Below are 23,052 nucleotides of genomic sequence, written 5' to 3' on the forward strand. Positions count from 1 at the left end.
AATGGTGGGCGGTACAGGGGTCGAACCTGTGACCTCTTGCGTGTGAAGCAAGCGCTCTTCCGCTGAGCTAACCGCCCGCCAGATTTTAACTTTAAGATTAACCGAAAAATATAACTATGTCAATACATGAGAGAAGAGAAAATCATATTTGCAATTTTTTGAATAAATAGTAAACTTTCAACAGTGAAAACACAAAAAACAAAGGCTATTATGAAGATTCAAGAAAGGAGATTGAGATGCAAACCCGTATCTTCAGAAACAAAAAACTCATAGATAGAGATAAAGAGATAAACTTCTTCCTTGACTGGTTCAATCAATTACCAGAGTTAATCCTTTGGGTTTATGGCCCAAAATCTTCAGGCAAAACAACACTCATTGAGTATGTTGTTGAAAAGGAGTTGTTTGAAGATTTTGAGAACTTAAAACCCAAAAAAGGATATTGGGTTAGGTATGTCAATCTAAGAGGCAAACTCATAACAAGCTATGACTCCTTTCTTGAATCATTCATAAAGCCAAAGAAAGAAAAGGAAGAGAAAAAGACAAAGAGCTTATCTGCAAAGGTATCAGTAAGCATTCTTCAAATAGAAGCAAAATTGCTAAAAGAAGTAAAGACAAGGGAAAAAGACCTGTTTGATGTAATAATCAGCGAGATAGAGAACATAGAAGCAGAACATAAAATTCTCATCATAGACGAAATCCAAACACTTGAAGATATATACATAAACGGAGATAGAGAACTACTCAAAGAGTTCCTAAACTTCTGCGTCTCTTTAACCAAAGAGACACATCTGTCTCATGTTGTTATCCTAAGCTCAAACACTGTGTTTATAGATAGGATTTATAATGATGCAAAATTGAAGAAGACAAGTAAATTCTTCAAGGTTGACCATCTTGATAAGAGTATAGTTGTAGAGTGGTTAAGTTCTGAAGGATACACAGAAGAAGAGATAAATCTCATCTATGACTATCTTGGTGGTTGTATTCCAGATATACAAAGAATGATGATGTTAAAAGACAAATACAAAAGCATTAAAGAGTATTTAGAGCATAGGGCGTTTTTGGCTTATTCGCAGATAGTAATGTTCTATCATCAAGGTAAGTTTCCAAAAGAAGAGATAGAAATATTTGAGAATATTTGCAAAGAGATTTTAAACAATGGCTCATTTGTTCTTTCAAAAGACAGAGATTCAAAATACTTAGAAGTCATCTCCAAGTGGGCAGAAAAAGAGATTCTCTTCTTTGACCCGCTTACATTAGAAGTTAAAGGAAATAGCAGGATTTATGAGAAGGGGATGGAGAAGTTGGAATTGTAGGTTTAGACGGATAAGTATGTCAACTGCAATCCAAATATGCACCAATACGCATAGTAAAAATGCACCACTTTTTTAAACATATTTTCCATTGGTTTTTAAATAACCCCGGCCTTTCTTTTCTGCTTTAGCCTGTAGCTTTCACCCTGAATGTTGATAATGTGAGAGCGGTGAATAAGCCTATCCAGTATTGCAGATATTGTCCTGCCAAAATAGAAGTCTTTTTTTAACCTTCTCTATATCCTCTACTCCTTCTGAGCGTATACTTTTTAATAAAGTTGTTCTTTACATACTTTATACTGGATTCTACCTTGCCTTTCTCTTGAGGCTTTCTTACCCTGCAAGCAACAGCAGATGAGTTGTAGTATTCAAGCATTCTTGTATATTCATGCTGGATTTCAGGTTCATAGAAGTTTACATGCAAAACTCCGCTTTTTAGGTTGTCTATCTTTACGATTTTAGGTGAACCAGAAAAGTATTCAAATGCATTGATATGACAGTTTATGAATGTAGGTATGCTCTGGTTGTCTACAAGCTCATAGTATCTGTACCTTGAGTAAGACAAAACCATTGAGAATATCCAATACTTTACCTTCTTTCTCTTTTTGCTATTATAGAAATATCCTGCATAACCGAAATCTACTTGTGCTTCCTGGCCAGGTGGGCTTAATAGGACAATGAAGGGTTCACTTGGCTTTATCTTTTTTATATACCGTTTTACAGAACTATAGCTCACATCGAGGCAATGCTTTTCTTTTAACTTCTGATGTATCAATACAGCAAAGATTATTTCTCAAATACTCCATGATTTCATCCCTGTATGGGTCAAGGATGCTTTTCCTTCTGACAGTGGGTGTCTCAATTTTTCCTTCTTCCACCTTTTTCTTAATCTTTCTACTGTTTTTCTGTCAATATTTAATTCCCTTGCAATCTGTGAGATATTCTTCCCAAGACCTAGTAGTGCTTTTACCGAATAGTACATACAAACCCCCAACAATTTTATTTACCCTCCCTCTATTTAAAAAGATGAGGGCATGCTACCAAAAGGGTGGGGAATTTATAAGCCCTTTTGGTGGGGAGTTTATTGTAGCTTTGACACAATGGGCGTGTCTTAATTGGCTCTTCAATGACTAAAGACCTAATTTTTAAAGTGCTGTGGGTATATATTACAAAGTTATTGAATTTTGAATTTAAGGGTTGACTTAGATTAAATTTAGTGTTATTTTAGAATTAGAAAGTTTAACAAAAAAACACAAGGGTTAAAAAACGGAAGGGGGTGATAGAAACAAGAAAGTTAAGGTGCTTATAAAGGTATAAATTGGGGTAAAGTAAGTTTGGAAATTTTATGTAAAACAAAAATCTCAAAAAAGGAGGGAGAAGTGAAAGAGTTAAAGGGTAAAAAAGGTTTCACTCTGATTGAGCTGCTTGTAGTTGTTGCAATTATTGCAATTTTGGCTGCAATCGCGATACCTCAGTATGCGAAATATAGGCAAAAAGCATACGACGCTGCTGCATTAAGTGATATTAAAAATGCTAAAACCGTATTTGAGGCGTATTTTTCTGATAACCAAGAATACCCAACTATAAACTAAAAGGAGGCCAATATGAAGAAGAATGTTTTCTTAGGGATTATAGCTATTAGTCTACTCTTCGCCACTTTTTCAACAACAGCCCGTGCTAAACTGTTTCAATCCGGAAGCACAATAGTTAGTGGAGATACATTCACTCCTTCACAAGGTGTATCATTGGTAATTGTATCAAATAGTAATGCATACACAATGGAAAGTGACCACAAACAGGGAAGATACAAATATGCAACAACAAATAATGATGAGGTAAAAAAAGCAAAATGCACTAACGATCCTTGTGGTACCGAGATAGACGGAGATAAGCCAACTGCTGGTACTTTACCCTCATGGACATGGGTTCAATAACGCAATAGAAACAAACAAAAGAGAGGGAGTTACTCCCTCTCTTTTAAACATTTGGTAAATAAGAAAAAGGCTTATTTTTTCGAGGGAAATAATATACACATAAACTTACTACAGAAATAAGCAGTAAGTTGATAGATAATTGATGAGTTGGAATACACGATAAAAAAGAGGGTGAAGTTTGTGATGTTTTTATATTTATTAATCTTATCAATAAACTCTTTTGTTTAGTGGATGCTTATTGGAATAACCCAAAAGACAAAACACACAATCAAATCAAACAAACAACTAAGAGATAAAATAATGAAAGAAGTAAAAGATAAAAGAAATAAGAAACAGAATAACTATATACTTGCACTTGATTTTTCAGAAGCAAACTATATTCAATATTCAATATGCAAAAACACATGAAAATAGCAAATATAAAGGCAAACAATTGCTTTCTAAAAATTACCTAAAAAACCTTTTATGGTCTTGGAGTCTGTGGAAAACTCTGGATTCGGAAAAAATATGTTAAGGTTTAGTAAATTGAAAAAATACAAAAATCATTATTGGTTGTTCTTTTTAATCATTTTCATTATATATGTTTTTCATGGTTTTCATAACATTAACCTTCAAGACGACATAGATTTAGTAAACCGATACTCACACCTAAATCATATAGATTTGTATCACATATTTATCAGACATGTTGAAAATGGACTCTATTACAGACCACTCATAAGTTTATCTTATCAAATAGACAAAATTCTATTTGGTTTTTTCTTTCCTGTTATGTATTACGAAAATCTGTTAATGTTTTTTATAAGCACCGTTTTTCTTTATAAATTTTTGAAGTTGGTTTTTAAAGGTGATTTTGTGCCGCTTATTTCGACTATTTGGTTTATCGTTAATCCTATGGCTGTTGAATCTGTGGCTTGGATATCCGGAAGAACGGATTTAATAGCTTTCATGTTTTTAATTATAGGGTTTTATTACTTTATTAAATTTACCGAAGATAAAAAGTTGCTTTTATTGTTTGCTTCTGGTTTTTTTATGTTGCTTGCATCTTTATCGAAAGAAACAGCAGTTATGTTTATTTTTGCTATTCCATTGATACTGACATCTAAGGAGATACTTGAAAGATTCAAACATAAAAAGAGTATTTTGATTTTCTCTGCTTTGATTCCTGTTTTGTTTGGAGTCGCCTTCTTTTTGTTGAGAAATTCAGCTTTTATAAGCAATAGCAAAAACATACACACAACTCTACAAATAATTTCTAACGGAACAGTGTATCCCGTAATGAAATTCTTTAGGCTTTTTGGCTTTTATATTAAAAAGTTGCTTATTCCTTGGCCATTGAATTTTGCTATCATTGGTGCTGACCCAGGATACGATATTTTAGGGTTTGTCGTATTTCTGTTCTCTTTATATCTGTTTTTTAAAAATAGTCTAACTAATCGTCTGTTTCTGATTGGATTGCTTTTTCTTTTGCCTGCATATCCTATATCGTTTGGCCAGATAGCTTGGACATCTTATGCTGAAAGGTACTGTTTCATATCTTCTGCTTTTATCTTTGCGTTTTTTGTTTACTACTTGTTTAAGTTTTTGGAGAATCTAAACAACAAGAAGACGAAAAACGCTATTTACTGTATGTTTTTTGCGTATCTATTGTCTCTCCTTGTATCTTCGGCTCATAGAGCTTACATATGGGGCAATAATGCAAGACTTTATGACGATACAGTGAGAAAATCTCCAAATTATCAGGTTGCTTACATACTTGCCGGTGACGCCAATTATGAAGAAGGAAATCTAAAAAAAGCAAAAAAATACTATCTTGCAGGAGAGAAAGTTTATTCCTTTATTTACCATTATCAGTTGGACTACCATTTAGGAATAGTTTATTTAAAGGAAAAAAACTATAAAAAAGCACTTGAATGTTTTCATAAAATTCTGAACAAGACAAAAAAAGAAACAATAGCCACCGGTAAAACAAAAACACCACGAAAAGAAGCAGTCAGGATGATATTAAAAACTTATTATCTTATGCTAAAAAACGATAAAATTAATACTGAGACTGTTAAACAGCTCAAGAAATTCATAAACTCTTATGCAAAATATGTAATAAAAAGCCCGTCAGTTTTGTACAGCATAGGTAAGCTATTTTTAGAGAATAAAAACAAAAAAAATGCCATTTTATTTTTTAGTTTGACTTGCAAAAGTCCAGATACAAAGAACATATACAGGAAGTTTTCGTGCAAAATCTTAAAAAGAATCAATAACAACAATAACAAAGCGTTAGATTTTTGAGATTACTCTGTCTGCAAATATCTTTTCTGTGGTAAATCTTAAACACAACACTATCATACCATCATATTTTAATAAATAAATCTCTTCATATCATTATCTCTTGTAAAATAAAATTTTAAACTTTCAAATATAGATAAGCTAAACTTCTTCATAGTAATATAATTATAATTGGGGAATAGGTAAATTTATACATTAAGAAATTTTATACCGTAAGAAATGGAAGAGATACAAAACAGAACAAAGAAAAACAGACAACCTATAATCATCATTGACGAAATTCAAACACTTGAAGATATATACATAAACGGAGATAGAGAACTACTCAAAGAGTTCCTAAACTTCTGTGTCTCTTTAACAAAAGAGACACATCTGTCTCATGTTGTTATCCTAAGCTCAAACACTGTGTTTATAGATAGGATTTATAATGATGCAAAATTGAAGAAGACAAGTAAATTCTTCAAGGTTGACCATCTTGATAAGAGTATAGTTGTAGAGTGGTTAAGTTCTGAAGGATACACAGAAGAAGAGATAAATCTTATCTATGACTATCTTGGTGGTTGTATTCCAGATATACAAAGAATGATGTTTGAGAAGAAAGAGTTTAAGACATTGAAAGAGTATTTAGAGCATAGGGCGTTTTTGGCATATACTGAGATGGTTGACTTACTCACAAACGAAGAAGACTTCAACAAAAGAAAGATATTTAAAGAGATAGCAAAAGAGATAGTAAAAAACGGCAGATTTATAGCAAAAGAAGAATTACCAACGCAGGTGAAGAAGATTATAAATTTTTACGCTGAAAAAGAGATACTCTTTTATGACCCGCTTACATTGGAAGTTAAAGGAAATAGCAGGATTTATGAGAAAGGGATGGAGAAGTTGGAGTTATAATTCGCAACAGACTAAGAAGGGTCTCCAAATAAAGCAACAAAAATTTGTTTTCGTTTGAATTATTCTCATATCTATATAAAATAAGATTAATGAGACATAGCATTTTATTTAGATATATACTCATAATGCGGCCTAAACAGTGGATAAAGAATCTTATAATATTCTTTCCCGCGTTTTTTGGCGGATTAATTCTTGATTTTAACTTATTAAAAAAACTTGTTTGCGGTTTCTTTCTGTTCTCACTTATTTCAAGCGTGGGTTACATAATAAACGACATAATAGATAAAGAAAAAGACGCAAGACACCCAAAGAAAAAATACAGAGCCATAGCGTCGGGCAAAATAAACACAAAAAACGCTGCGCTATTTGCTACTTTTCTTTTTTTAATAGGTTTTTTGGGCTCGCTCTTTTTGAATAAATACTTTTTGTTTATTGCTCTTATATATCTTGCAAATAGCCTGATTTATTCCGTCTATTTAAAAAGAATTCCGTATCTCGATATGGTTATCATATCCATTGGTTTCGGTTTAAGATTATACGCAGGGCATATATTGTCAAACATAAAACTGTCTTGGTGGCTTATAGGCTTGACGCTAACTGTTGCTGTTATGCTTGCATCAGGAAAAAGGCTTGAAGAACTGGAAGTTTCGCAAAGCAACGAACCGTTTAGGGATTCTTTGAAAAAATACAAAAAGAATATCGTAAATTTTATACTTATATCAACGGCCGTCTTATCCGTATCGATTTTCGGTTTTTATTTGCATTTTAAGGGCGGATTTGATTTTTTACTTTTTCTTGACTCTTCAGCCCTCGTATTTAATTATGTGTATAGTGTAATAAAATTCAAACAGGGTGAGCCAACGGATTTTTTTGTGAAAAACAGGCTCAATATATTTTTATTACTCTTGTGGGTTTTATTGTTTTTTAGAAAGGTGTATTTATTTTAGTTTACTGGTTAAGGAAACCTTTTATTGCCCGTATGCAGAGACATAAATGTCGAAAATATTGTATAACAAACAACCATAAAAAGAAAAAAGAAACCGTATTCAATACCTTTTTTAGGCTCGCCTAATATCGGCATTAAAATAAACACAAAAGCCGCATAATCGGGAGAGGATAGAAAGGATTTAAAATTTCTTTTAAACCAAAATTGTCTATATCGTTCAAAAAGTCCCAAAAAACCAACTAAATCATCACTCTTTTTTTCAATACAAACAAAACTCATCAGATAACTTATATAGCTTTCGGCTATATGCATAAAAACCATACCAAAAAGTATGTAACTAAAAAGCAAACCTTGAGAAAATGCAAGGGAACACAAAACAACAATATCACCCACTAAATCGGAAACATGGTCTAAATAACGCCCGAAAGCGGATGTCTGATTTGTTAGCCTTGCAACGGCACCGTCCACACAATCCAAAACATAAGCAAAATAATAAAAAACGGCACCAATGATAAAAAATCCTTTTAAAAACATTACTGCCGTAATCAATCTAAAAAATATTGCGATGAAAGTAATCTGGTTTGGCGTTAAGATTTTATAATTACTAAAAAACAATATAAAGATCCTTGAAACAGGCAAAACAAATATTGACGCATACCACGTTTTTAAAGGCAAAACTTTTTCAATATCTTGCAAGGTTATCCGGTTATTTGACTTCAAAAATACTCCCCGTCACATCTTGATATGAAGCTTTTAAAATTTCTTCGGCAACTTTTTTTGGACTTAAAAGCGTTGTTGGGTCTTCTTTGCCAAAATTTCTAAATCTTAAAGGCGTTGCCACTCTTGACGGCACAACAACATTCACCCTTATATTGAAAGGTTCGACTTCTTCGGCTAATGCTTGAGCAAAATTTACCAAAGCTGCCTTAGAGCTGGAATATGCTGCATATCCGGCTCGTCCTCTCGTATATGCACTCGAGCCAACAAAAATCAAATTTCCAAACCCCTGTTTTTTAAAAATAGGAATTACAACCTTTGACAACAAAAAAGCACCTTTTATATTCATATCGTATATATAATCCCATTCTTTTTCACTCATAAACTCAACATCTTTTCTGATTAAATCACCGGCACAGTTTATAACAACATCCATTCTTCCATGTTCATCTAAAATAGACTCAAAAGCATTTTTTAGCATATTTATGTCTTTTATATCAATTTTAATAGGCGTGTTTCTGGAAAGAACCACTACTTTTGCGTTATATGTTTCAATTAACCTTACCGTTTCCAATCCTATACCACTCGTTCCGCCTATTACTACAAAAACTTTATTTTTTATCTTATCGCTTAAAATATCTTCGGTGCTATTTTCTACTTTTAATTGAAACAGTTTATCGGCTATGTGCAAATCGATGGGATATGTAATTTTTATGTTTTGCTCGTCGCCTTCAACAACATACACAGGAATACCAATTCTTAACACTAAAGAACAATCATCAGGCGAATTACTTATACCGTCTTTTAATGCGATTCTATGAGCTTTTTTTATAAGCTTACATTTAAAACCCTGAGGTGTTTGCCCCTTTTTCATATATTTTCGATTTGGAATCTCATCTATAAAATTTTTATCGTTTACCTTAATAATAGTATCGGCAGAAGCAATAGCAACATCAACGGCACTATGTTCGATTGTGGCTTTAACAACATTTTCAATGATTTTTTGGGAAACAAAAGGTCTAACGCCATCGTGTATTATCACATAGTCTTCATCATCGCACGCATTTATACCGATAAATGACGACTCTTGTCTTGTCTTTCCGCCGCAAAGAACCTTCTCTATCTTTTTAAGATTATACTTCCTTGCATATTCCCAAACCCTTTCGACATTGCTGGCATTTGTAACGACAATAACGCTATCTATATATTTACTTCTTTCAAAGGCCTTGAGAGTGTGGACAATAACAGGCAAGCCCGCAAGTTTTGTGAACTGCTTGGGCAAATCGGAAGAAAACCTTTCGCCTATGCCTGAAGCAAGAATTATTGCTTTAACCATATTTTTCTCCAATTTCTAAAATTTTATTTATTACTCTTTCTGAGTTCTTTCCGTCAAAATAAGGATTAAATTTCTCTTTAAATTCTTTTACTTTATTTTGCCACTTCAACCAATCATACTGTTTTATATTTTCTAACAATTCTTCTTTTGAATAAGATATCGGTCCGGGGACAAAAGATTTATAATCAAAGTAAAAACCTCTTTTATCGTAATAAACATCTAAATCAGGAGCATAAAACAACATAGGCTTTTCCAAAAGTGCAAAATCAAAAATTATGGAAGAATAATCCGTAATTAAAATATCAGCAATAACCAAGGATTCTTCTGTTTTAAAAGCATTAAAATCCAAAATATCCGAAAAATCTATAAAATCAAACACTCTTTGCGGGACACTTGGATGTAATCTTATTGCCAATTGAAAATCCTTCGGTAATTTTTTTGATATAAAATTGATATCTTCTATCATGTCTAAGTAATATTCTTCAAACTCTTTGTCCCGAAAAGTTGGAGCAAATAGAATAATTTTTTTGTTTTCAATATTCATCTGACTTTTTAAATCATTTCTTTTTTGATTGAGACTAAAAAGAAAATCATTTCTCGGCAAACCATTTACAAAAATTCTATCTCTATCAAAATCACCAAAGGCAACCGAATAAATATCTTTGATAAATTCCGAAGAGCAAAAAACAATATCCCAACTCTCAATATCTTTTTTTCTCCAAAACTTAAGCCATCTGCTTCTTTTTGTGTGAAGTCCAAATTTTTTAAAAGCACCAGCACCATGCCATAATTGAGCAACAACACTTTTTTTTGAAGGCCATAAACCAACAGAATTAAATTCTGACTCTCTAATAATATATTTAGCGGTAGAGTAATGAAATAAGAACTTTAATCCAAACTTAACATACTTAATATTATGCTTATTACTTCTTTTGCTTTCTTCACACAAATAGATATGTATAAATTTATTTCCAAAAAGATTACTCCATTTTTTCAATAATTCATACGTATTACCTTGGCATTGAAAATGAACGGGTATGTAAACTACTTTACTCTTATTTACTTTTAATATTTTTTTTAAAAATGATAGTATAAAAATATTAATCAATATTAAAATAATATCTTTCTTAATCTTTCTCCAATTTCCTTTGATTTTTTTGATTTTTCTTTTAATTGGAAATAGAATTTGTGACATTTATAAACAAAACCTCATCAACCATATCGTTGAGCAAATTGTAGTTATGACTAACGACAATCAAAGTTTTATTTTTTCTCCTTAATTCATAAATTTTTTGGTTACACCTTTTTCTAAACTCTTCATCTCCCACGGCTATTATCTCATCAAACAAAAATATATCGGCGTCGCTATGGATGGCAATCGAAAAAGCCAATCTTAAATACATACCCGATGAATACTTTTTAACCGGCATGTCGATAAATCTTTCAATACCTGAAAAAGCGATTATATCTTTTTCTTTTCTTTTTATTTCATTTATGCTCATGCCCAAAATTGCGCCGTTCATCAAGATGTTTTCTCTTCCTGTCAAATCGGGATGAAAACCCGCTCCGATTTCTATTAAAGGAGCGACTTTTCCGTTTATCTTTATATCTCCCTTATCGGGATAAGTAACATTTGCTATCAATTTCAAAATCGTGCTTTTTCCGCTTCCGTTTGGTCCGTAAAATCCTATTGACTCGCCTTTTTTGACCGTCAAATTAAAATCTTTTAAAACCCAGAATTCATCTTGTCTTAATTCGTTTTTGTTTTTCGATTTGAATAATTTTACGATTTCTTCTCTCAAACTGTTATGAAATGTCGCGCTCTTTGAGTATTTTTTCCATACATTTTTCATCTTTATCGCTATGTCAGATGACATCGGCCATCTTCCTTTCTATCTTTAAAAAGACAGTTCTTGATATTATATAAAAAATCACAATCACGACAAGCACAAACCCAAGCTGCCACAGAACAACCCCCCTGCCTTCAAGCGTAACCCTTCTCATATTTTCGACTATGAAGGTTAAAGGGTTTAAAAACAGGATAAGTTTCCACTTCATGGATACTTTATCTATCGAGTAAAACACGGGCGTTGCAAAAAACCATAATTGAAGCAAAAATCCAGAAAACAGTTTTACATCTCTATAATAAACATTCAAAGCCGCAAAAAGAAGCCCTAAAGAAACGGTAAATACAACAAGTATAAAAAGAAGCGGGAAAAACCACAAAAAGTTTAAACTAAAATGCACGCCGTAAACAATCATAAGAACAAGATATATAAAAAACGCTATGCAAAAATCTATAAAAGAGACCGCAACGCCGGAAATCGGTATAATTTCTTTCGGGAAATATATTTTTGTAATAAGGGTGCGATGATTTACTAAAGACGAGATTGAAAAATTGATTGAGCTTGAAAAAAATGTCCAGGGCAGCAAGCCCGAATAAAAAAACAGAACATGCGGATAGTTTGAAACCTTGTATTTCAAAACGACACTGAAGATAAATGTAAACAGAAGCATCATACTCAAAGGCTGCAAAACCGCCCATAAAATGCCCAACATACTTTGCCTATATCTTATCGTGAACTCTCTCCAGATAAAAACAAGTAGTAAATCTTTGTATTTTATGAGATTCTTAAGCAAAGGGTCTCTGAGCATTCTATCCTTTCAAATTTTAGTTTGTATAGTTTTCAAAAAAACATCTAAAGTTTTTTATTTCTTCCAGTAATATATCAAAGAACGAGCAGTCGAAGGGTTGTCTTTTGCTATGTACTCAATTATACTTTCTATGTCATAAACAGCAGAATTTGTCCATACTATTTTGTATTTTTTATTCATAAAAACTATGTCAATTTGTCTTTTATTTTCTCAAGCGCCTTATCGTTATCTATTGCAGAACCATTTTTTATCTCTTTTTCGGATATAGAAAGAATCTTGAGCAAACCTATTGCGTTTCTCATTTTTTCGTAGCTTTCATGGTCTTGAAGCACAGCTTTTGGCTCACCGTTTTGAGTGATAATTACAGGTCTATGGGTTGAGTTTACCTGTTTTAATAAATCCGCCGTTTTTGATTTTAAATAGCTAATAGGCTTTATATCTTCCGAGATGTTCATAGCACTACCTCCTGTTTTTATGATACTGAATGTGAACTGACTGTCAATATTTCAGCATCTAAACTAATAATTACCGTGAAAATGATATTTCAACTTGCTCGAATAAAAAATAGATTCATAATTTCTATCTTGCTCAAATCTTTGGCTGTCTCAACAGCATCTTTATCGTTTATCTTAGATACTTCAGAAAATAGTTTAAGCCCTTTTGTTTTGAATTTTAGTTTCAAACCTAACTCTATGGCTTCAAGCAAGCCCTGTTTTAAACCTTGCTGCATACCTTTTTCTATGCCTTCTAAAATACCTTTTTCAATGCCTATTCTTTCGGCCATTGTCATATACAGCATCTTTTTGACCTCATTCGTTAGTTTATGCGACTCTTCTAAAAACTCATATCTTCGGCATTAACCAAAATCAAACCGTCCCTTTTTGCAATCTCTTCAAGCCTTTTTTCAAATCCTTCCTTTGAAAAAAGAATATATTTTTTGGCAATTCTGTGTTTAAATTTTCTGCAATTGATTGAAATATTGAAGCTATTGCAAGATTGACTTTGGAAAGATATTGAAATTCATCTATAACGACAACAAGTTTTTCTTTCTTTCTTGCTATATATTTAAATATGCTTTCAAAAGATGTTAGATTTATCCCTTTTAAAAACTCGTCTTCCAAGCTTTCAGCAACAATCTCTTTAAATTTTTCAAGCAAAATTTTTTCATTCTCAAGCGTTGCCAGAAAATAGATATGCTTTTTGTTTTTCAAAAACTTTCTTATCAGAGTAGTTTTTCCTACTCTTCTTCTGCCATAGATAATGCAAAATTTAAAACCATCTCTATTGTATTCATTTTCTAAAATTTTTAATTCCTTTTCCCTGTTTACAAACACAGCTTAAATTCCTATTCGTTTTTAGATTATTATAACATAGAAACGAATATTACTCAATTTTTTCGTTTCTGTTATAAAATTTATGAACTCCTTCAACATTCCTATATTATAGACTCTTTGAACATAGTGTATTCTATTTCTCTCCCACATTTTCACTTTGAAGACTGAAGTATGGACAATTTATTTTTTCTTCATCTTCTAAAACCTTAAATATAATTCACTCACTTCCTTTCAAACACCATCTTTCTCTTTCGTCATTCTATATATCCCTAATCAAAACAAACCTAAATACATATTGTCGTCAATTTCTTGTTTTAATTATATTATCTCCACAGCAATAATACAATACCTGCATCAAAAAACCTTCTATTTATTCTCTCGCTCTCGAAGTGTAAGGTTGGGAGTTTTTATATATTATAGCAACGATATTAATGTTTTAAGCACGCTTTCAACATCGATGCCTTTCATACATTTAACCCAATAAGGACATCTCGGTGTATAACCAAATCTTGTGCAAGGAGAACATGGTAGATATCTGTTTATAGTTTTGTGGTTCTTGCCTTTTGGCGCCCATTTGTATTCAATACCCGGGCCAAAAAGCGATACGGTTTTCACGCCCAAAGCAGCACCTATATGAAGAACGCCAGAATCGGTAGAAAAAAGCAACTTTGAAAACGCCATTATTTTGGCCGTCTCTTTTAGGCTCGTTTTGCCTGTAAAATCATTAACTCTGCAGTTTTTTGCAATTTTCTTATTAAAATCCACATCGCTTTTTGCACCGATTAAGGCTATTCTTAAGTTTAATTCATTGAGTTTATTAATGAGTTCTATATACCTATTTACATCCCACTTTCTATATTTAATTGATGCACCAGTGAAAATTACAATATCGTAAAGCAATCTATTAGCTTTAATATCCAAGAAAGGATAGCTCCACCTTCTGTCAATATTCAATCCTGCGTGCTTGCAATACTCTTCCAACAGGTCTAAAAAAGATTCAACTTCATATTTCGTGTGGGAGTAGCCCACCCTTATATCAAGGTTTTTTCTTCTTTCGTTGGTATCAAATCCAACAACAAATCTTCCAACATAACGAGCAATAACAGAAGATAATATATGCCACTGTTCAGTATCGAATACCAAATCGTATTTTTTGTATTTAAGCATACTCAAAAACTCATTTGGCTCATCGTATCTGAATATCTTACAATTGCAGTCAAATAAATCAAACACTCCTACATTTCGTTTCTCGGCCAATATATGTATTTTAGCTTCAGAAAAAATCTTTTCTATCTTTCTTATCATAGGAACAAGCAACACCGCATCGCCTATTCCGCCAGGTCTAATTATTAAAACAGACTCTATTTTATCAGGAAAAGTCGAGTTCTTAGTTGGCAAAAATTTTAAGGTAAGATTACCTACTGTTCGGTCTAAGGATTTTATAATCTCAATTTTGTTCAATTTCTTTAACAAATATCTCTTCCAAGCTCCTTTTTACGGGCTCTATAGATATTATCTTGACATCTTTAAGGTTGTGAATCGTTTTATTTAGCAGTTCCCGTCTTATATATATTACTTGAATGCCATTTTCCAGCTTTTCTATTTCTTCCATTCCTTCAATTTTTGCATCTTCAGGAACGAGTATTCTATACCCTTCAATTGTCATAGACTTCATATCTTGTTGGGTTAGCTCTTTAACCACCCTGCCATCTTTTACTATTATCACACTATCACAAATATCTTCTATGTCCGCTATGATATGAGAGCTGAAAAATATAGTTGTTCCATTACTTTTAACTTGTTTGAGTATATTCTTAAATTTGTATCTGCCTATCGGATCAAGCCCGCTCATAGGTTCGTCGAGTATCAAAAGGTCTGGTTCTATAATGAGTGTCGATGCAAACCCTATTCTTTGAATCATTCCTTTGCTGTAATTTCTTAATTTTTTGTCGGCAGAGTTTGAAAGGTCAAGCATCTCTAAAAGCTCATCTGCTTTCTTCTTTGCTTTTTGATAGTTTATACCGTGCATCTTAGCTGAAAACAATAGAAGCTCTCTCCCTGTCAAAGAGTCTATGTAGGGTGGATTCTCTGGCATAAAGCCAACCTTTTTTCTTGAATCCGTTTTTGTCGATTCAACGCCATTTATTAAAACTTTACCACTATCTGCTCTTATAAGATCCATCATTATTTTAAGTGTGGTGCTTTTGCCTGCTCCGTTAGGGCCTAAGAATCCGCAAATCTGTCCTTTTTCCACTTTAAAACTCATATTGTTTAAAGCTTTAACCCTTTTCAACTTCTGCTTATAGGTCTTATTTAGATTTATCACTTCTATTACTGCCATGTCTCCACCCTTCGGCAAGTTTGCTTGTGGTTTCTATTGTTCCGTTTTTTGATATATAAAACCTTCCACCGTATGGATCTTTCGGGATTTTATCTATTATACCTGCATCAATTAGCTCCTTTAAGTTTGTTGGTTTCTTACCAAATTTTTTCTCATACTCTTTTACAGCCTTTTGTAAAAATTCAATCTTTTGTAAGGCATCAAGCCTTTTCTGATAAATCTTTTTTATTTTTTCGTTTCTTGTCTGGCTTATAATGTATTTTAGATATACTATACCAGCTTCTGTATCACCGCCTTCATAAAAGTACCTTGCCGCTAAATTGACAAATAGAGAAGCATGCGTCAAATTGGCAGCATCTTTGAAGTATTCTGCAGCTTTTTTATAATCATGTAGAAAATATCCGTAATCAAAACCAAGAAAGAACGGTATTTGAAAATCCCAAGGTCTGTATTTGTAAACATACTCTAAAAGCCCAATGGCTGCTTTGACTTGCCTTACATCCCACGCAAGTATAGCCTGAGCAAAGTAGTATGCGTCTTCGTTATATGGGTCGAGAATTATCGCAGCTTTCAAGGTTCTATAGAGATTGTAATACTCAATTTCATTATACCTTCTCTCCATCACAGCTTTTGCTTTGCTGCCATAATAAACTATAGACTTGAATGTATAATACTCACCTTCAAACCATCTGAAACTGCCAATAACGGCTTTATATAGCTTACCTTTTGGCACAAACCCTAATTTTACAAGAGACGCCCTTTGTTGCATAACTTCTGAAAAATGCGGCATAAACATTATCATCAACAAAAACGAAATAACCAACACTATATACTTCATCATGTCAAATCTCTTTTGTTGAATACAATTAGAGCTACACTTATTACAATTGTGAAGTATAAAGCAAAATACATTAAGCTATTTATTAGTTGAGTTGAGCTTATTTTAAGAGCATAGGCTGCATAAGCTGAAAAATCAAATGATGAGAAATTAGGTAAAACATAGTAAACAACCTTTATAATACCTTTAAACAATTCCGAATACTCCTTTGATGCAGAATGAAATATGTAATCGTAAATTCCTTGCGATGCATTGCCTGCTATAAACGTTGCTATTGTTGCAAAAAACGGCATAAAAAACGATGTTGCAAACGATGCAAACAGAAAACCAAAAGCCATTAGAAGTAAATACTGAAGGTATGAGAATATAAAGGCTATGGCTATATTACTCCACAACAGCGGCAGTCTTGATTTATACATAGATGCACAAATCTTTATTGAGATAACAGAAAGAACAAAGTTAATAACGAGTACAACGAGCATAGCAAGGGCAAACCCTATAAATCTGCCTATAAAATAGTCACTCCTTTTTAAGGGATGTGACAGCAATGTATATACAAACTTTCTCTCTATATCTCTAAAAACGGTGGCAACAGAGCCAAAAATGGCAAGCAAAAGGAGTATGAATGAGTTTAAGGTTATAGACATTGTTATAGAAACTTCCTGAAGCTGTCTCATCGAAAAAGAGCTAAATACCGGAACAATTATGTAAAGCAAAACCATACTCAATATAACTATTCCTATTCTATCTTTAAAGGCACTCTTAAATGTAAGAGAGATAATCGTTAGCATTCATTAACTCCTCTTATACTTTATTTTAAACAAAATCATTAACTTGATCATCTTTAATTATAGACAAAAACACGACTTTATCAATATTAGAAAACACTTTTGGAAATATCACACATCCCACTCAAGGAGCCTGTATGAGATTGCTTCTTTTATGTGGGATGGTTTAATTTTGTTTGATGTTTCAATATCCGCTATAGTTCTTGCTATTTTAAGAATTTTTGCATAACTTCTTGGTGACATGCCGAACCTTTCTAAAGCCATTTTTAACAGCTGATGAGATTGCTCATCGATACTGCAATACTCCTTAATCATTCTTTCGTTCATCTGAGAGTTGAAGTTTATAGACAGGTTCTTAAATCTTCCCTTCTGAACATCAACAGCAATATTAACCATCTCTCTCATTTGAGAAGATGATAAATCAACATCCATATCTGAAAGCTTCTCATAATCAACTTCTGGAACATTAATCTGAATATCAATCCTGTCAAGAATAGGGCCTGATATCTTGCTTCTGTATTTTCTTATCTGCTGAATAGTGCAGGTGCACTCCTTTCTCTTCGAACCATAATAACCACACGGACATGGGTTCATAGCAGCAACAAGCAGAAATCGAGACGGATATGTTATCTTTGCTTTTGCCCTTGAGACTGTTATAACACCATCTTCAAGTGGCTGTCTCAAAGACTCTATAACATTCCTTTTAAACTCAGGAAACTCATCCAAAAACAAAACACCATTATGGGCAAGTGTTATCTCACCTGGTATGGCATTTGCTCCGCTGTAGAATACATTATTTATTGAAACCAGAGCCAAACTCCTAACCTCTCTTCGTTTAATGGTTTTCTATATAAGTATAGGAAATTTTCGCAAATTAATCAAAAATAAACCCTTAAAGTTTTGCACAAAAGATATTGATAATATAATAAAAATTGTTGAGAATAATTGAAATTTTAATATTAGTTATTGAAAAAAATCTAATAATGTGTTATACTTAAGTATGGAGAGTAAAAGACCTGTCAGAGATATCCCTATACAGAGCTTTTCCGTATCTGGGAAGTTCCCAAGCATAAAAAATCAAAGAACAGTTTATTACGAATCCCAGTTAGAACTTGATTTTATATATCACCTGGAGTTTTCTCCAGAGGTTGAGAGTTACCTTGAACAACCGTGCAAGATTAAATCACCTACAGGGAAGTTTTATATACCTGATTTTCTGGTGGTTTTTAAAAATTCCACTAGCTATAAACCCTTGCTTGTTGAGATTAAATCCACTGAGGATATAGAGAAAAATTTTGAGAGACTGTCCGTAAAGTTTAAGACTCTTAGAGAGTACGCATTTGGTAATGGCTATGATTTTAAAATAATAACTGATAAGGAGTTAAAGACAACAAGAACAAAAAACTATAGATTTCTATACGGTTACATCAATCCCCAGCCTAAAGATGCCGAATTCGTTTCTGAAATTTTGCAGTTGGTCAAGGAGCATCAACCAATAAAAATAGAAGAGATTATCAGAATCTTTAATAAAGAAAATCCCCACAAAAGGGCTGTTTGCCTGTCTTGTCTATGGCATCTTATAGCCACATCAGTTCTTCGGGTAAATCTTGATGAAAATATAGCGGAACAATCTAAAGTGTTTTTAAATAATAACACCGAAGAGGAAAGATTATGTCTCCTTTGGAAATAAAAAAAGGAGTGGTTGTACTATACAAGGGTAGAAAGGTTGTAATTGATAATATTATAGATCTATCCAACCTAGAAGTTGTTGATATTGAAACAGGGAACAGCTTTAAGATTCCCATTTCTGAGATTGAGCAAATCAAAGAGAAGGAAAGCAAACCATATCATCCTATAGACCCAGAGTCTCCAGAATCCAGGTATTTTGATATAGCATACAAAAGGCTGGAAATAATAAAACCCTTGCTGGATTCCAGAGACAAAACAAAGGTTGAAGAGAGAGCGAAAGAGTTCAACCTAAGCCCCGCTACTCTTTACAGATGGATAAAAAAGTATGAGGAATCAGGGGAACGCCTTTCTTCTCTTGTGCCTTCGTACTATGACAGAGGAGGTAAAAGTAAAAAGCGTTTGCCCAGAGAGGTGGAGGAGATTGTTGATGAAATTATAAATGATGTGTATTTGAGTACATCAAGAAGGGTTTCTGTAAAAAGAGCATATCAAGTTCTACTTATCAGGTGCAAGGAACTTGGATTGAAGCCTCCTCACATAAACACTTTGAGAAACAGGATAAGAGAATTATCTCCTGAATATATAAGCAAGAAGAGAGAAGGCAGAGCTGTTTCTCAAGGTAAATACGGGGCATCTACAGGACACTTTGAGGTTGAAAATCCACTTGAGGTTGTTCAAATAGATCATACGCCGCTCGATATAATTGTTGTTGACGAGAAAACCAGAGAGCCGATAGGAAGACCTTACTTAACACTGGCTGTGGATGTTTACAGCAGAATGGTTTATGGGTATTACCTTTCTCTTGATGCACCCGGTTACTTTTCTGTTGCCCAAACTTTGCTTACAGGAATACTTCCAAAGGATACTTTGCTGAAAAATCTTGGGATAGACGATAAGTGGGAAATATGGGGACTTCCAAAAAGCATCCATGTTGACAATGCAAAGGAATTCAGAAGCTCATATCTGGAAAGTTTCTGCAATGAGTATGGTATCTCAATAAACTACCGTCCAAGAAAAACACCTCACTATGGTGGACATGTGGAAAGACTTATAGGGACTATCAATAGAGAGATACACAACTTGCCAGGAACCACTTTTTCCAATACGGTTGAGAGGAAAGAGTATAAGTCTGAGAAACACGCTGTTTATACCCTGTTTGATCTTGAAAAGTGGTTGATCAGATATATAGTAACTCAGTACCATAAAAGCGTTCACAGTGAACTTGAAATGACCCCCGAGGAAAAGTTTGCAGAGGGAATATTTGGTGGAAACGGCAAACTGGGCAGCGGGTTTCCTAAAATGATAAGCAGAGAGGAGGCAGATAAGTTAAGGATTGCAATACTTCCGTCCTTTAAGAGAACCATACAGAAAGACGGCGTTCACTTTTTTGGAGTGAGGTATTTTGACAATGTTCTAAAGCCTTTTATAGGATACCTAAGAAGGGGTGAGCAGCCCAAGAAATACACTTTCAAGTATGATCCCAGAGATATGAGATTCATTTACTTTCAGCATCCGGAAACTAAAGAATACTACAAAATACCTTGCAGGGACAGAAGACTTCCAAGATTGTCCATATGGGAGCTGCGTGAACTCAAAAAGAAGATCGGAGTAAACAAAAGATACAACGAGACTCAGCTTATAGAAAACATAAAAGAGTTGCTGGAGTTCGAAGAAGAGGTTGAAAAAAAGAGCAAAAAACTAAAGAGAAAAAGAAACTCCAGAGTTCTGTACAGGGAGAAAGAGAAGATAGAAGGCTTAAATACAACTGGCGTGGTGGATGAAAAAAATAACATCTATCGAGAGCCTGATAATCTTGATGGAGATGAAGACCTGGATGATATAGAGCCCTTTGAAGTGGAGTAGACGCAAAGTGAAAGCAGTTGCTAAAAAAGACAAATTTAGCGATAAAGAGATAAAAAAGCACATAAATTCCCTAATCCCAGAAACCAGAGAAGTGCTGACTGCACCAAAAGAAGAGAGAGTGGTATTCGCTATGACAGATAAATTCATAAATTACAGTAGGGCAAAAGAGATACTGGATTACTTTGAACTGCTTATAAAACTGCCCAGAAAACCGAGAATGAAAGGCGTTTTACTCTACGGAGAGTCTGGCACTGGCAAAACCATGATAGTTAGGCACTTCTTTGAAAAGTTTGCTCCCAAAGAAAATGAAGACGAAGACGCAGACGAGATTCCTGTTGTTTTGGTGGAAACTCCCACAGAACCCAAGGAGAGAATGATTTACGACAAAATAGCGGACACTCTGGGTTTCCCTTACAAGAAGAGTGAGGATATATTGGACAAAGAGAGAAACATAGAGCACTACGTGAACTTTATGCGCGTGAAAATGATCATATTCGATGAGTTTCACAACATACTCAACGGGACGGCCATTCAGCAGAGGAGAGTGCTGTCGGTAATAAAAAGCCTGACAAACAGGCTGTGGATACCCATAGTCTTGGTTGGAACTAAAGACGTTCTTGTAGCAGTTGAGACCGACGATGAGATAAAAAGAAGGTTTGATCCTTACCAATTGCATCCATGGAGCGAAGATAAAGATTTTTTAAGACTGTTGAGGACTGTAGAGGCCACGCTCCCGCTGAGATTGCCGTCTTACATGTGGAAAGACGAAGAGCTTGTCAGGTGGCTCATAAAAAGCACTGATGGGATATTATCTGAAATAATACACCTTATAAAGCTAGGTGCCAGAAGAGCTATACTCTCTGGTGAGGAGAGGGTAACTCTGAAAATCCTTAAAGAGGCAAATCCGTTTGACTGAGGTTGTTTGAAAGTGAGCAGTGGTTTGTACTGCTTCAATTCTCTTGGAGCCAACAGATTAAGGGATAGGAAGATACCGATTCATCCTCAGCCTTTTGAAAATGAGCTTTTATCGTCGTGGTTTTGCAGAATGTCGGTCAAGAACCTTTCAACTCCTTCCACGTTCTTCGGTTTGCATCTTAGGGACTTCAAGGCTGTCTTCAGTGCTGATTTGGACTGGCCCAATGGCGAGTTTGTAAGTGCTATGTCGGAAAAAGTCGGCTTTTCAAAAAGCAAAATACTATTCATGACGCTTAAGAGCTACGAAGGGTATTTGTTTGAATCTCAAAACAGATTCAGTAGCAGTAAACCTTTTATTAATCCTGTTAACTTCAGGGGCGGCAGCAATAGGAATTACGGGTTGAGGTACTGCCCTTACTGTCTCAGAGAAAAAGAGTACTTTCGCAAAGAGTGGAGATTGACTTTCTCAACGGTGTGTCCAAAGCATAAGGTGTTTCTGCTTGATAGATGTCCTGAGTGCGGAAAGCCCATAACTCTGCAAAAGTGGAGAAGCGACAAGGTGAACTTTCACTGCTGGAATTGTGGCTTTGAATTTAGGAACGCAGAGAGTGACAAAGTTCCTAAAGAGTCCAAAGGAGTAGAGGCGGTAAGCAAGCTTTACGAGATTTTGGATAAGGGATACTTTGAGTTTGAGGGAAGGGTTTATTATTCTATATCTTATTTCAAGGTCTTGGCACACTTTGTTAAAATGGTTTACAATTTGTCTGTGAGGAGCTGGAATTTACTGAAAAAGGAGGAAAACATTATAGGTGTTAATCTTTCTAACCAGGCTAAAGGAGTTGTTTATTACAAAGTCCCTTTAAAGGAGCAGTATGTACTGTTCAGCGTGGTGGTTGATATATTATCGTCCAGAGAAAACATCGAGAGATTTATTGCCGTTAATAATCTTAAAAAAGCGTATCTGACAAGGGATTTTGTAGATTACCCCTTTTGGTATAAAGAATTTGTTGATAAATACACTGGTGAATCGTATTCGCCGATTTTACTGGAAGTTGAAAATGCTTTGAAATATATGGATAGGAAGGGAATTAAAAGAACTTGGGATAACTTGAGGGAAATATTGGGGGTATGGGTGGAGGCGAAGAAGAGGAAGGATATAAAGAGGGTTTTAAATAGCGTTAAAAACTAACACGAATACCTTAAGGAGGA

General features: G+C 34.0%; 27 protein-coding genes, 1 tRNA gene and 1 pseudogene. 11 read left to right on the forward strand and 18 right to left on the reverse strand.

From position 1 onward, the window contains the following. Nucleotides 1-2 precede the first annotated feature (2 nt). Nucleotides 3-77, reverse strand: a tRNA-Val gene (locus G415_RS0104400). 159 nt (nucleotides 78-236) lie between these two features. Here G415_RS0104400 and G415_RS0104405 point away from each other — a divergent pair. After that, nucleotides 237-1,313, forward strand: coding sequence for an ATP-binding protein (locus G415_RS0104405; protein WP_022670382.1), 1,077 nt, complete (start codon nucleotides 237-239; stop codon nucleotides 1,311-1,313). 95 nt (nucleotides 1,314-1,408) lie between these two features. Here G415_RS0104405 and G415_RS11155 read toward each other — a convergent pair. From G415_RS11155 to G415_RS10715, 3 genes and pseudogenes are all read right to left on the reverse strand, one after another. Continuing rightward, nucleotides 1,409-1,507: pseudogene (locus G415_RS11155) on the reverse strand (ATP-binding protein); the annotation flags it as partial. Nucleotides 1,508-1,536: 29 nt separating this feature from the next. After that, entirely contained in the window at nucleotides 1,537-2,085 is a 549-nt protein-coding gene (istA, locus tag G415_RS10445; RefSeq protein ID WP_026939575.1) for an IS21 family transposase, read from the reverse strand. A gap of 18 nt (nucleotides 2,086-2,103) precedes the next feature. Further along, a complete protein-coding gene (locus tag G415_RS10715; RefSeq protein WP_026939576.1) occupies nucleotides 2,104-2,292 on the reverse strand; it encodes a helix-turn-helix domain-containing protein in 189 nt (62 codons plus the stop codon). 397 nt (nucleotides 2,293-2,689) lie between these two features. Here G415_RS10715 and G415_RS11320 point away from each other — a divergent pair, with 397 nt between their 5' ends. The 6 genes from G415_RS11320 (at nucleotide 2,690) to G415_RS09825 (ending at nucleotide 7,368) form a co-directional block, all read left to right on the forward strand. Beyond that, nucleotides 2,690-2,902: a prepilin-type N-terminal cleavage/methylation domain-containing protein gene (locus G415_RS11320; RefSeq protein ID WP_022670383.1), complete on the forward strand. Its 213-nt coding sequence runs from the start codon at nucleotides 2,690-2,692 to the stop codon at nucleotides 2,900-2,902. A gap of 12 nt (nucleotides 2,903-2,914) precedes the next feature. Then, complete coding sequence (locus G415_RS0104425; RefSeq protein WP_022670384.1) at nucleotides 2,915-3,244, forward strand: hypothetical protein; 330 nt, start codon at nucleotides 2,915-2,917, stop codon at nucleotides 3,242-3,244. 231 nt (nucleotides 3,245-3,475) lie between these two features. Next, entirely contained in the window at nucleotides 3,476-3,652 is a 177-nt protein-coding gene (locus G415_RS11030) for a hypothetical protein (RefSeq protein WP_022670385.1), read from the forward strand. 99 nt (nucleotides 3,653-3,751) lie between these two features. Next, a complete protein-coding gene (locus G415_RS0104435) occupies nucleotides 3,752-5,530 on the forward strand; it encodes a glycosyltransferase family 39 protein (RefSeq protein WP_162138534.1) in 1,779 nt (592 codons plus the stop codon). A gap of 216 nt (nucleotides 5,531-5,746) precedes the next feature. After that, entirely contained in the window at nucleotides 5,747-6,421 is a 675-nt protein-coding gene (locus G415_RS0104440; RefSeq protein ID WP_022670387.1) for an ATP-binding protein, read from the forward strand. 89 nt (nucleotides 6,422-6,510) lie between these two features. After that, nucleotides 6,511-7,368: a UbiA prenyltransferase family protein gene (locus tag G415_RS09825; protein ID WP_022670389.1), complete on the forward strand. Its 858-nt coding sequence runs from the start codon at nucleotides 6,511-6,513 to the stop codon at nucleotides 7,366-7,368. An 8-nt stretch (nucleotides 7,369-7,376) separates the two neighbouring features. Here G415_RS09825 and G415_RS0104450 read toward each other — a convergent pair whose 3' ends face one another. The 14 genes from G415_RS0104450 to G415_RS09845 form a co-directional block, all read right to left on the reverse strand. Continuing rightward, entirely contained in the window at nucleotides 7,377-8,087 is a 711-nt protein-coding gene (locus G415_RS0104450; RefSeq protein ID WP_022670390.1) for a CDP-alcohol phosphatidyltransferase family protein, read from the reverse strand. Next, complete coding sequence (ispD, locus tag G415_RS0104455; RefSeq protein ID WP_022670391.1) at nucleotides 8,074-9,420, reverse strand: 2-C-methyl-D-erythritol 4-phosphate cytidylyltransferase; 1,347 nt, start codon at nucleotides 9,418-9,420, stop codon at nucleotides 8,074-8,076. The genes G415_RS0104450 and ispD overlap by 14 nt, the downstream gene beginning before the upstream one ends. Continuing rightward, entirely contained in the window at nucleotides 9,413-10,615 is a 1,203-nt protein-coding gene (locus tag G415_RS0104460) for a CDP-glycerol glycerophosphotransferase family protein (protein ID WP_022670392.1), read from the reverse strand. Before G415_RS0104460 ends, ispD begins: the two co-directional genes overlap by 8 nt. Next, complete coding sequence (locus G415_RS0104465) at nucleotides 10,590-11,297, reverse strand: ABC transporter ATP-binding protein (RefSeq protein ID WP_022670394.1); 708 nt, start codon at nucleotides 11,295-11,297, stop codon at nucleotides 10,590-10,592. Before G415_RS0104465 ends, G415_RS0104460 begins: the two co-directional genes overlap by 26 nt. Next, nucleotides 11,287-12,075 (reverse strand): ABC transporter permease, encoded by a 789-nt coding sequence (locus G415_RS09830; protein WP_022670395.1) that lies wholly within the window; start codon nucleotides 12,073-12,075, stop codon nucleotides 11,287-11,289. Before G415_RS09830 ends, G415_RS0104465 begins: the two co-directional genes overlap by 11 nt. Before the next feature lie 54 nt (nucleotides 12,076-12,129). Next, nucleotides 12,130-12,255, reverse strand: a complete 126-nt coding sequence (locus tag G415_RS11325) for a type II toxin-antitoxin system RelE/ParE family toxin (protein WP_162138535.1) — start codon at nucleotides 12,253-12,255, stop codon at nucleotides 12,130-12,132. A 5-nt stretch (nucleotides 12,256-12,260) separates the two neighbouring features. Then, nucleotides 12,261-12,530: a type II toxin-antitoxin system Phd/YefM family antitoxin gene (locus G415_RS0104475; RefSeq protein ID WP_022670396.1), complete on the reverse strand. Its 270-nt coding sequence runs from the start codon at nucleotides 12,528-12,530 to the stop codon at nucleotides 12,261-12,263. 89 nt (nucleotides 12,531-12,619) lie between these two features. Then, complete coding sequence (locus tag G415_RS0104480) at nucleotides 12,620-12,874, reverse strand: hypothetical protein (protein WP_022670397.1); 255 nt, start codon at nucleotides 12,872-12,874, stop codon at nucleotides 12,620-12,622. 67 nt (nucleotides 12,875-12,941) lie between these two features. Beyond that, on the reverse strand, nucleotides 12,942-13,409 hold the full coding sequence (locus G415_RS09835; RefSeq protein ID WP_022670399.1) for an AAA family ATPase: 468 nt from the start codon (nucleotides 13,407-13,409) through the stop codon (nucleotides 12,942-12,944). Nucleotides 13,410-13,823: 414 nt separating this feature from the next. Then, nucleotides 13,824-14,882 (reverse strand): glycosyltransferase family 9 protein, encoded by a 1,059-nt coding sequence (locus tag G415_RS09840; protein ID WP_022670400.1) that lies wholly within the window; start codon nucleotides 14,880-14,882, stop codon nucleotides 13,824-13,826. Further along, nucleotides 14,857-15,750 (reverse strand): ABC transporter ATP-binding protein, encoded by an 894-nt coding sequence (locus G415_RS0104495; RefSeq protein ID WP_022670401.1) that lies wholly within the window; start codon nucleotides 15,748-15,750, stop codon nucleotides 14,857-14,859. Before G415_RS0104495 ends, G415_RS09840 begins: the two co-directional genes overlap by 26 nt. After that, nucleotides 15,719-16,591 (reverse strand): tetratricopeptide repeat protein, encoded by an 873-nt coding sequence (locus G415_RS0104500; RefSeq protein WP_022670403.1) that lies wholly within the window; start codon nucleotides 16,589-16,591, stop codon nucleotides 15,719-15,721. Before G415_RS0104500 ends, G415_RS0104495 begins: the two co-directional genes overlap by 32 nt. Beyond that, nucleotides 16,588-17,379 carry an ABC transporter permease gene (locus tag G415_RS11130; protein WP_022670404.1) on the reverse strand — a complete coding sequence of 264 codons (792 nt, stop codon included), beginning with the start codon at nucleotides 17,377-17,379 and terminating at the stop codon, nucleotides 16,588-16,590. The genes G415_RS0104500 and G415_RS11130 overlap by 4 nt, the downstream gene beginning before the upstream one ends. Nucleotides 17,380-17,487: 108 nt before the next feature. Continuing rightward, nucleotides 17,488-18,192 (reverse strand): ATP-binding protein, encoded by a 705-nt coding sequence (locus G415_RS09845; protein WP_022670405.1) that lies wholly within the window; start codon nucleotides 18,190-18,192, stop codon nucleotides 17,488-17,490. A gap of 184 nt (nucleotides 18,193-18,376) precedes the next feature. Here G415_RS09845 and G415_RS10720 point away from each other — a divergent pair, with 184 nt between their 5' ends. The 4 genes from G415_RS10720 to G415_RS0104530 are packed head-to-tail and all read left to right on the forward strand — an operon-like array spanning nucleotide 18,377 to nucleotide 23,032. Further along, nucleotides 18,377-19,066 carry a heteromeric transposase endonuclease subunit TnsA gene (locus G415_RS10720; protein WP_022670407.1) on the forward strand — a complete coding sequence of 230 codons (690 nt, stop codon included), beginning with the start codon at nucleotides 18,377-18,379 and terminating at the stop codon, nucleotides 19,064-19,066. Next, on the forward strand, nucleotides 19,048-20,928 hold the full coding sequence (locus G415_RS09855) for a Mu transposase C-terminal domain-containing protein (protein WP_022670408.1): 1,881 nt from the start codon (nucleotides 19,048-19,050) through the stop codon (nucleotides 20,926-20,928). The genes G415_RS10720 and G415_RS09855 overlap by 19 nt, the downstream gene beginning before the upstream one ends. Nucleotides 20,929-20,935: 7 nt before the next feature. Beyond that, a complete protein-coding gene (locus G415_RS0104525; RefSeq protein WP_022670410.1) occupies nucleotides 20,936-21,844 on the forward strand; it encodes a TniB family NTP-binding protein in 909 nt (302 codons plus the stop codon). A gap of 12 nt (nucleotides 21,845-21,856) precedes the next feature. Then, nucleotides 21,857-23,032: a TniQ family protein gene (locus G415_RS0104530; RefSeq protein ID WP_022670411.1), complete on the forward strand. Its 1,176-nt coding sequence runs from the start codon at nucleotides 21,857-21,859 to the stop codon at nucleotides 23,030-23,032. Nucleotides 23,033-23,052 lie beyond the last annotated feature (20 nt).

Source organism: Hippea alviniae EP5-r (assembly GCF_000420385.1).
GTDB lineage: Bacteria > Campylobacterota_A > Desulfurellia > Desulfurellales > Hippeaceae > Hippea > Hippea alviniae.

Bases quoted from the DNA above. Each gene is read 5' to 3' on its own strand.
- G415_RS0104475 (WP_022670396.1), bottom strand. From the start codon at position 12,530: ATGAACATCTCGGAAGATATAAAGCCTATTAGCTATTTAAAATCAAAA.
- G415_RS11030 (WP_022670385.1), top strand. From the start codon at position 3,476: ATGCTTATTGGAATAACCCAAAAGACAAAACACACAATCAAATCAAAC.
- G415_RS11325 (WP_162138535.1), bottom strand. From the start codon at position 12,255: ATGAATAAAAAATACAAAATAGTATGGACAAATTCTGCTGTTTATGAC.
- G415_RS0104425 (WP_022670384.1), top strand. From the start codon at position 2,915: ATGAAGAAGAATGTTTTCTTAGGGATTATAGCTATTAGTCTACTCTTC.
- G415_RS0104405 (WP_022670382.1), top strand. From the start codon at position 237: ATGCAAACCCGTATCTTCAGAAACAAAAAACTCATAGATAGAGATAAA.
- G415_RS09825 (WP_022670389.1), top strand. From the start codon at position 6,511: ATGAGACATAGCATTTTATTTAGATATATACTCATAATGCGGCCTAAA.
- G415_RS09855 (WP_022670408.1), top strand. From the start codon at position 19,048: ATGTCTCCTTTGGAAATAAAAAAAGGAGTGGTTGTACTATACAAGGGT.
- G415_RS11130 (WP_022670404.1), bottom strand. From the start codon at position 17,379: ATGCTAACGATTATCTCTCTTACATTTAAGAGTGCCTTTAAAGATAGA.
- G415_RS10715 (WP_026939576.1), bottom strand. From the start codon at position 2,292: ATGTACTATTCGGTAAAAGCACTACTAGGTCTTGGGAAGAATATCTCA.
- G415_RS0104460 (WP_022670392.1), bottom strand. From the start codon at position 10,615: ATGTCACAAATTCTATTTCCAATTAAAAGAAAAATCAAAAAAATCAAA.
- G415_RS0104440 (WP_022670387.1), top strand. From the start codon at position 5,747: ATGGAAGAGATACAAAACAGAACAAAGAAAAACAGACAACCTATAATC.
- G415_RS0104465 (WP_022670394.1), bottom strand. From the start codon at position 11,297: ATGTCATCTGACATAGCGATAAAGATGAAAAATGTATGGAAAAAATAC.
- G415_RS09830 (WP_022670395.1), bottom strand. From the start codon at position 12,075: ATGCTCAGAGACCCTTTGCTTAAGAATCTCATAAAATACAAAGATTTA.
- ispD (WP_022670391.1), bottom strand. From the start codon at position 9,420: ATGGTTAAAGCAATAATTCTTGCTTCAGGCATAGGCGAAAGGTTTTCT.
- G415_RS10720 (WP_022670407.1), top strand. From the start codon at position 18,377: ATGGAGAGTAAAAGACCTGTCAGAGATATCCCTATACAGAGCTTTTCC.
- G415_RS0104495 (WP_022670401.1), bottom strand. From the start codon at position 15,750: ATGGCAGTAATAGAAGTGATAAATCTAAATAAGACCTATAAGCAGAAG.
- G415_RS0104435 (WP_162138534.1), top strand. From the start codon at position 3,752: ATGTTAAGGTTTAGTAAATTGAAAAAATACAAAAATCATTATTGGTTG.
- G415_RS0104500 (WP_022670403.1), bottom strand. From the start codon at position 16,591: ATGATGAAGTATATAGTGTTGGTTATTTCGTTTTTGTTGATGATAATG.
- G415_RS0104480 (WP_022670397.1), bottom strand. From the start codon at position 12,874: ATGCTGTATATGACAATGGCCGAAAGAATAGGCATTGAAAAAGGTATT.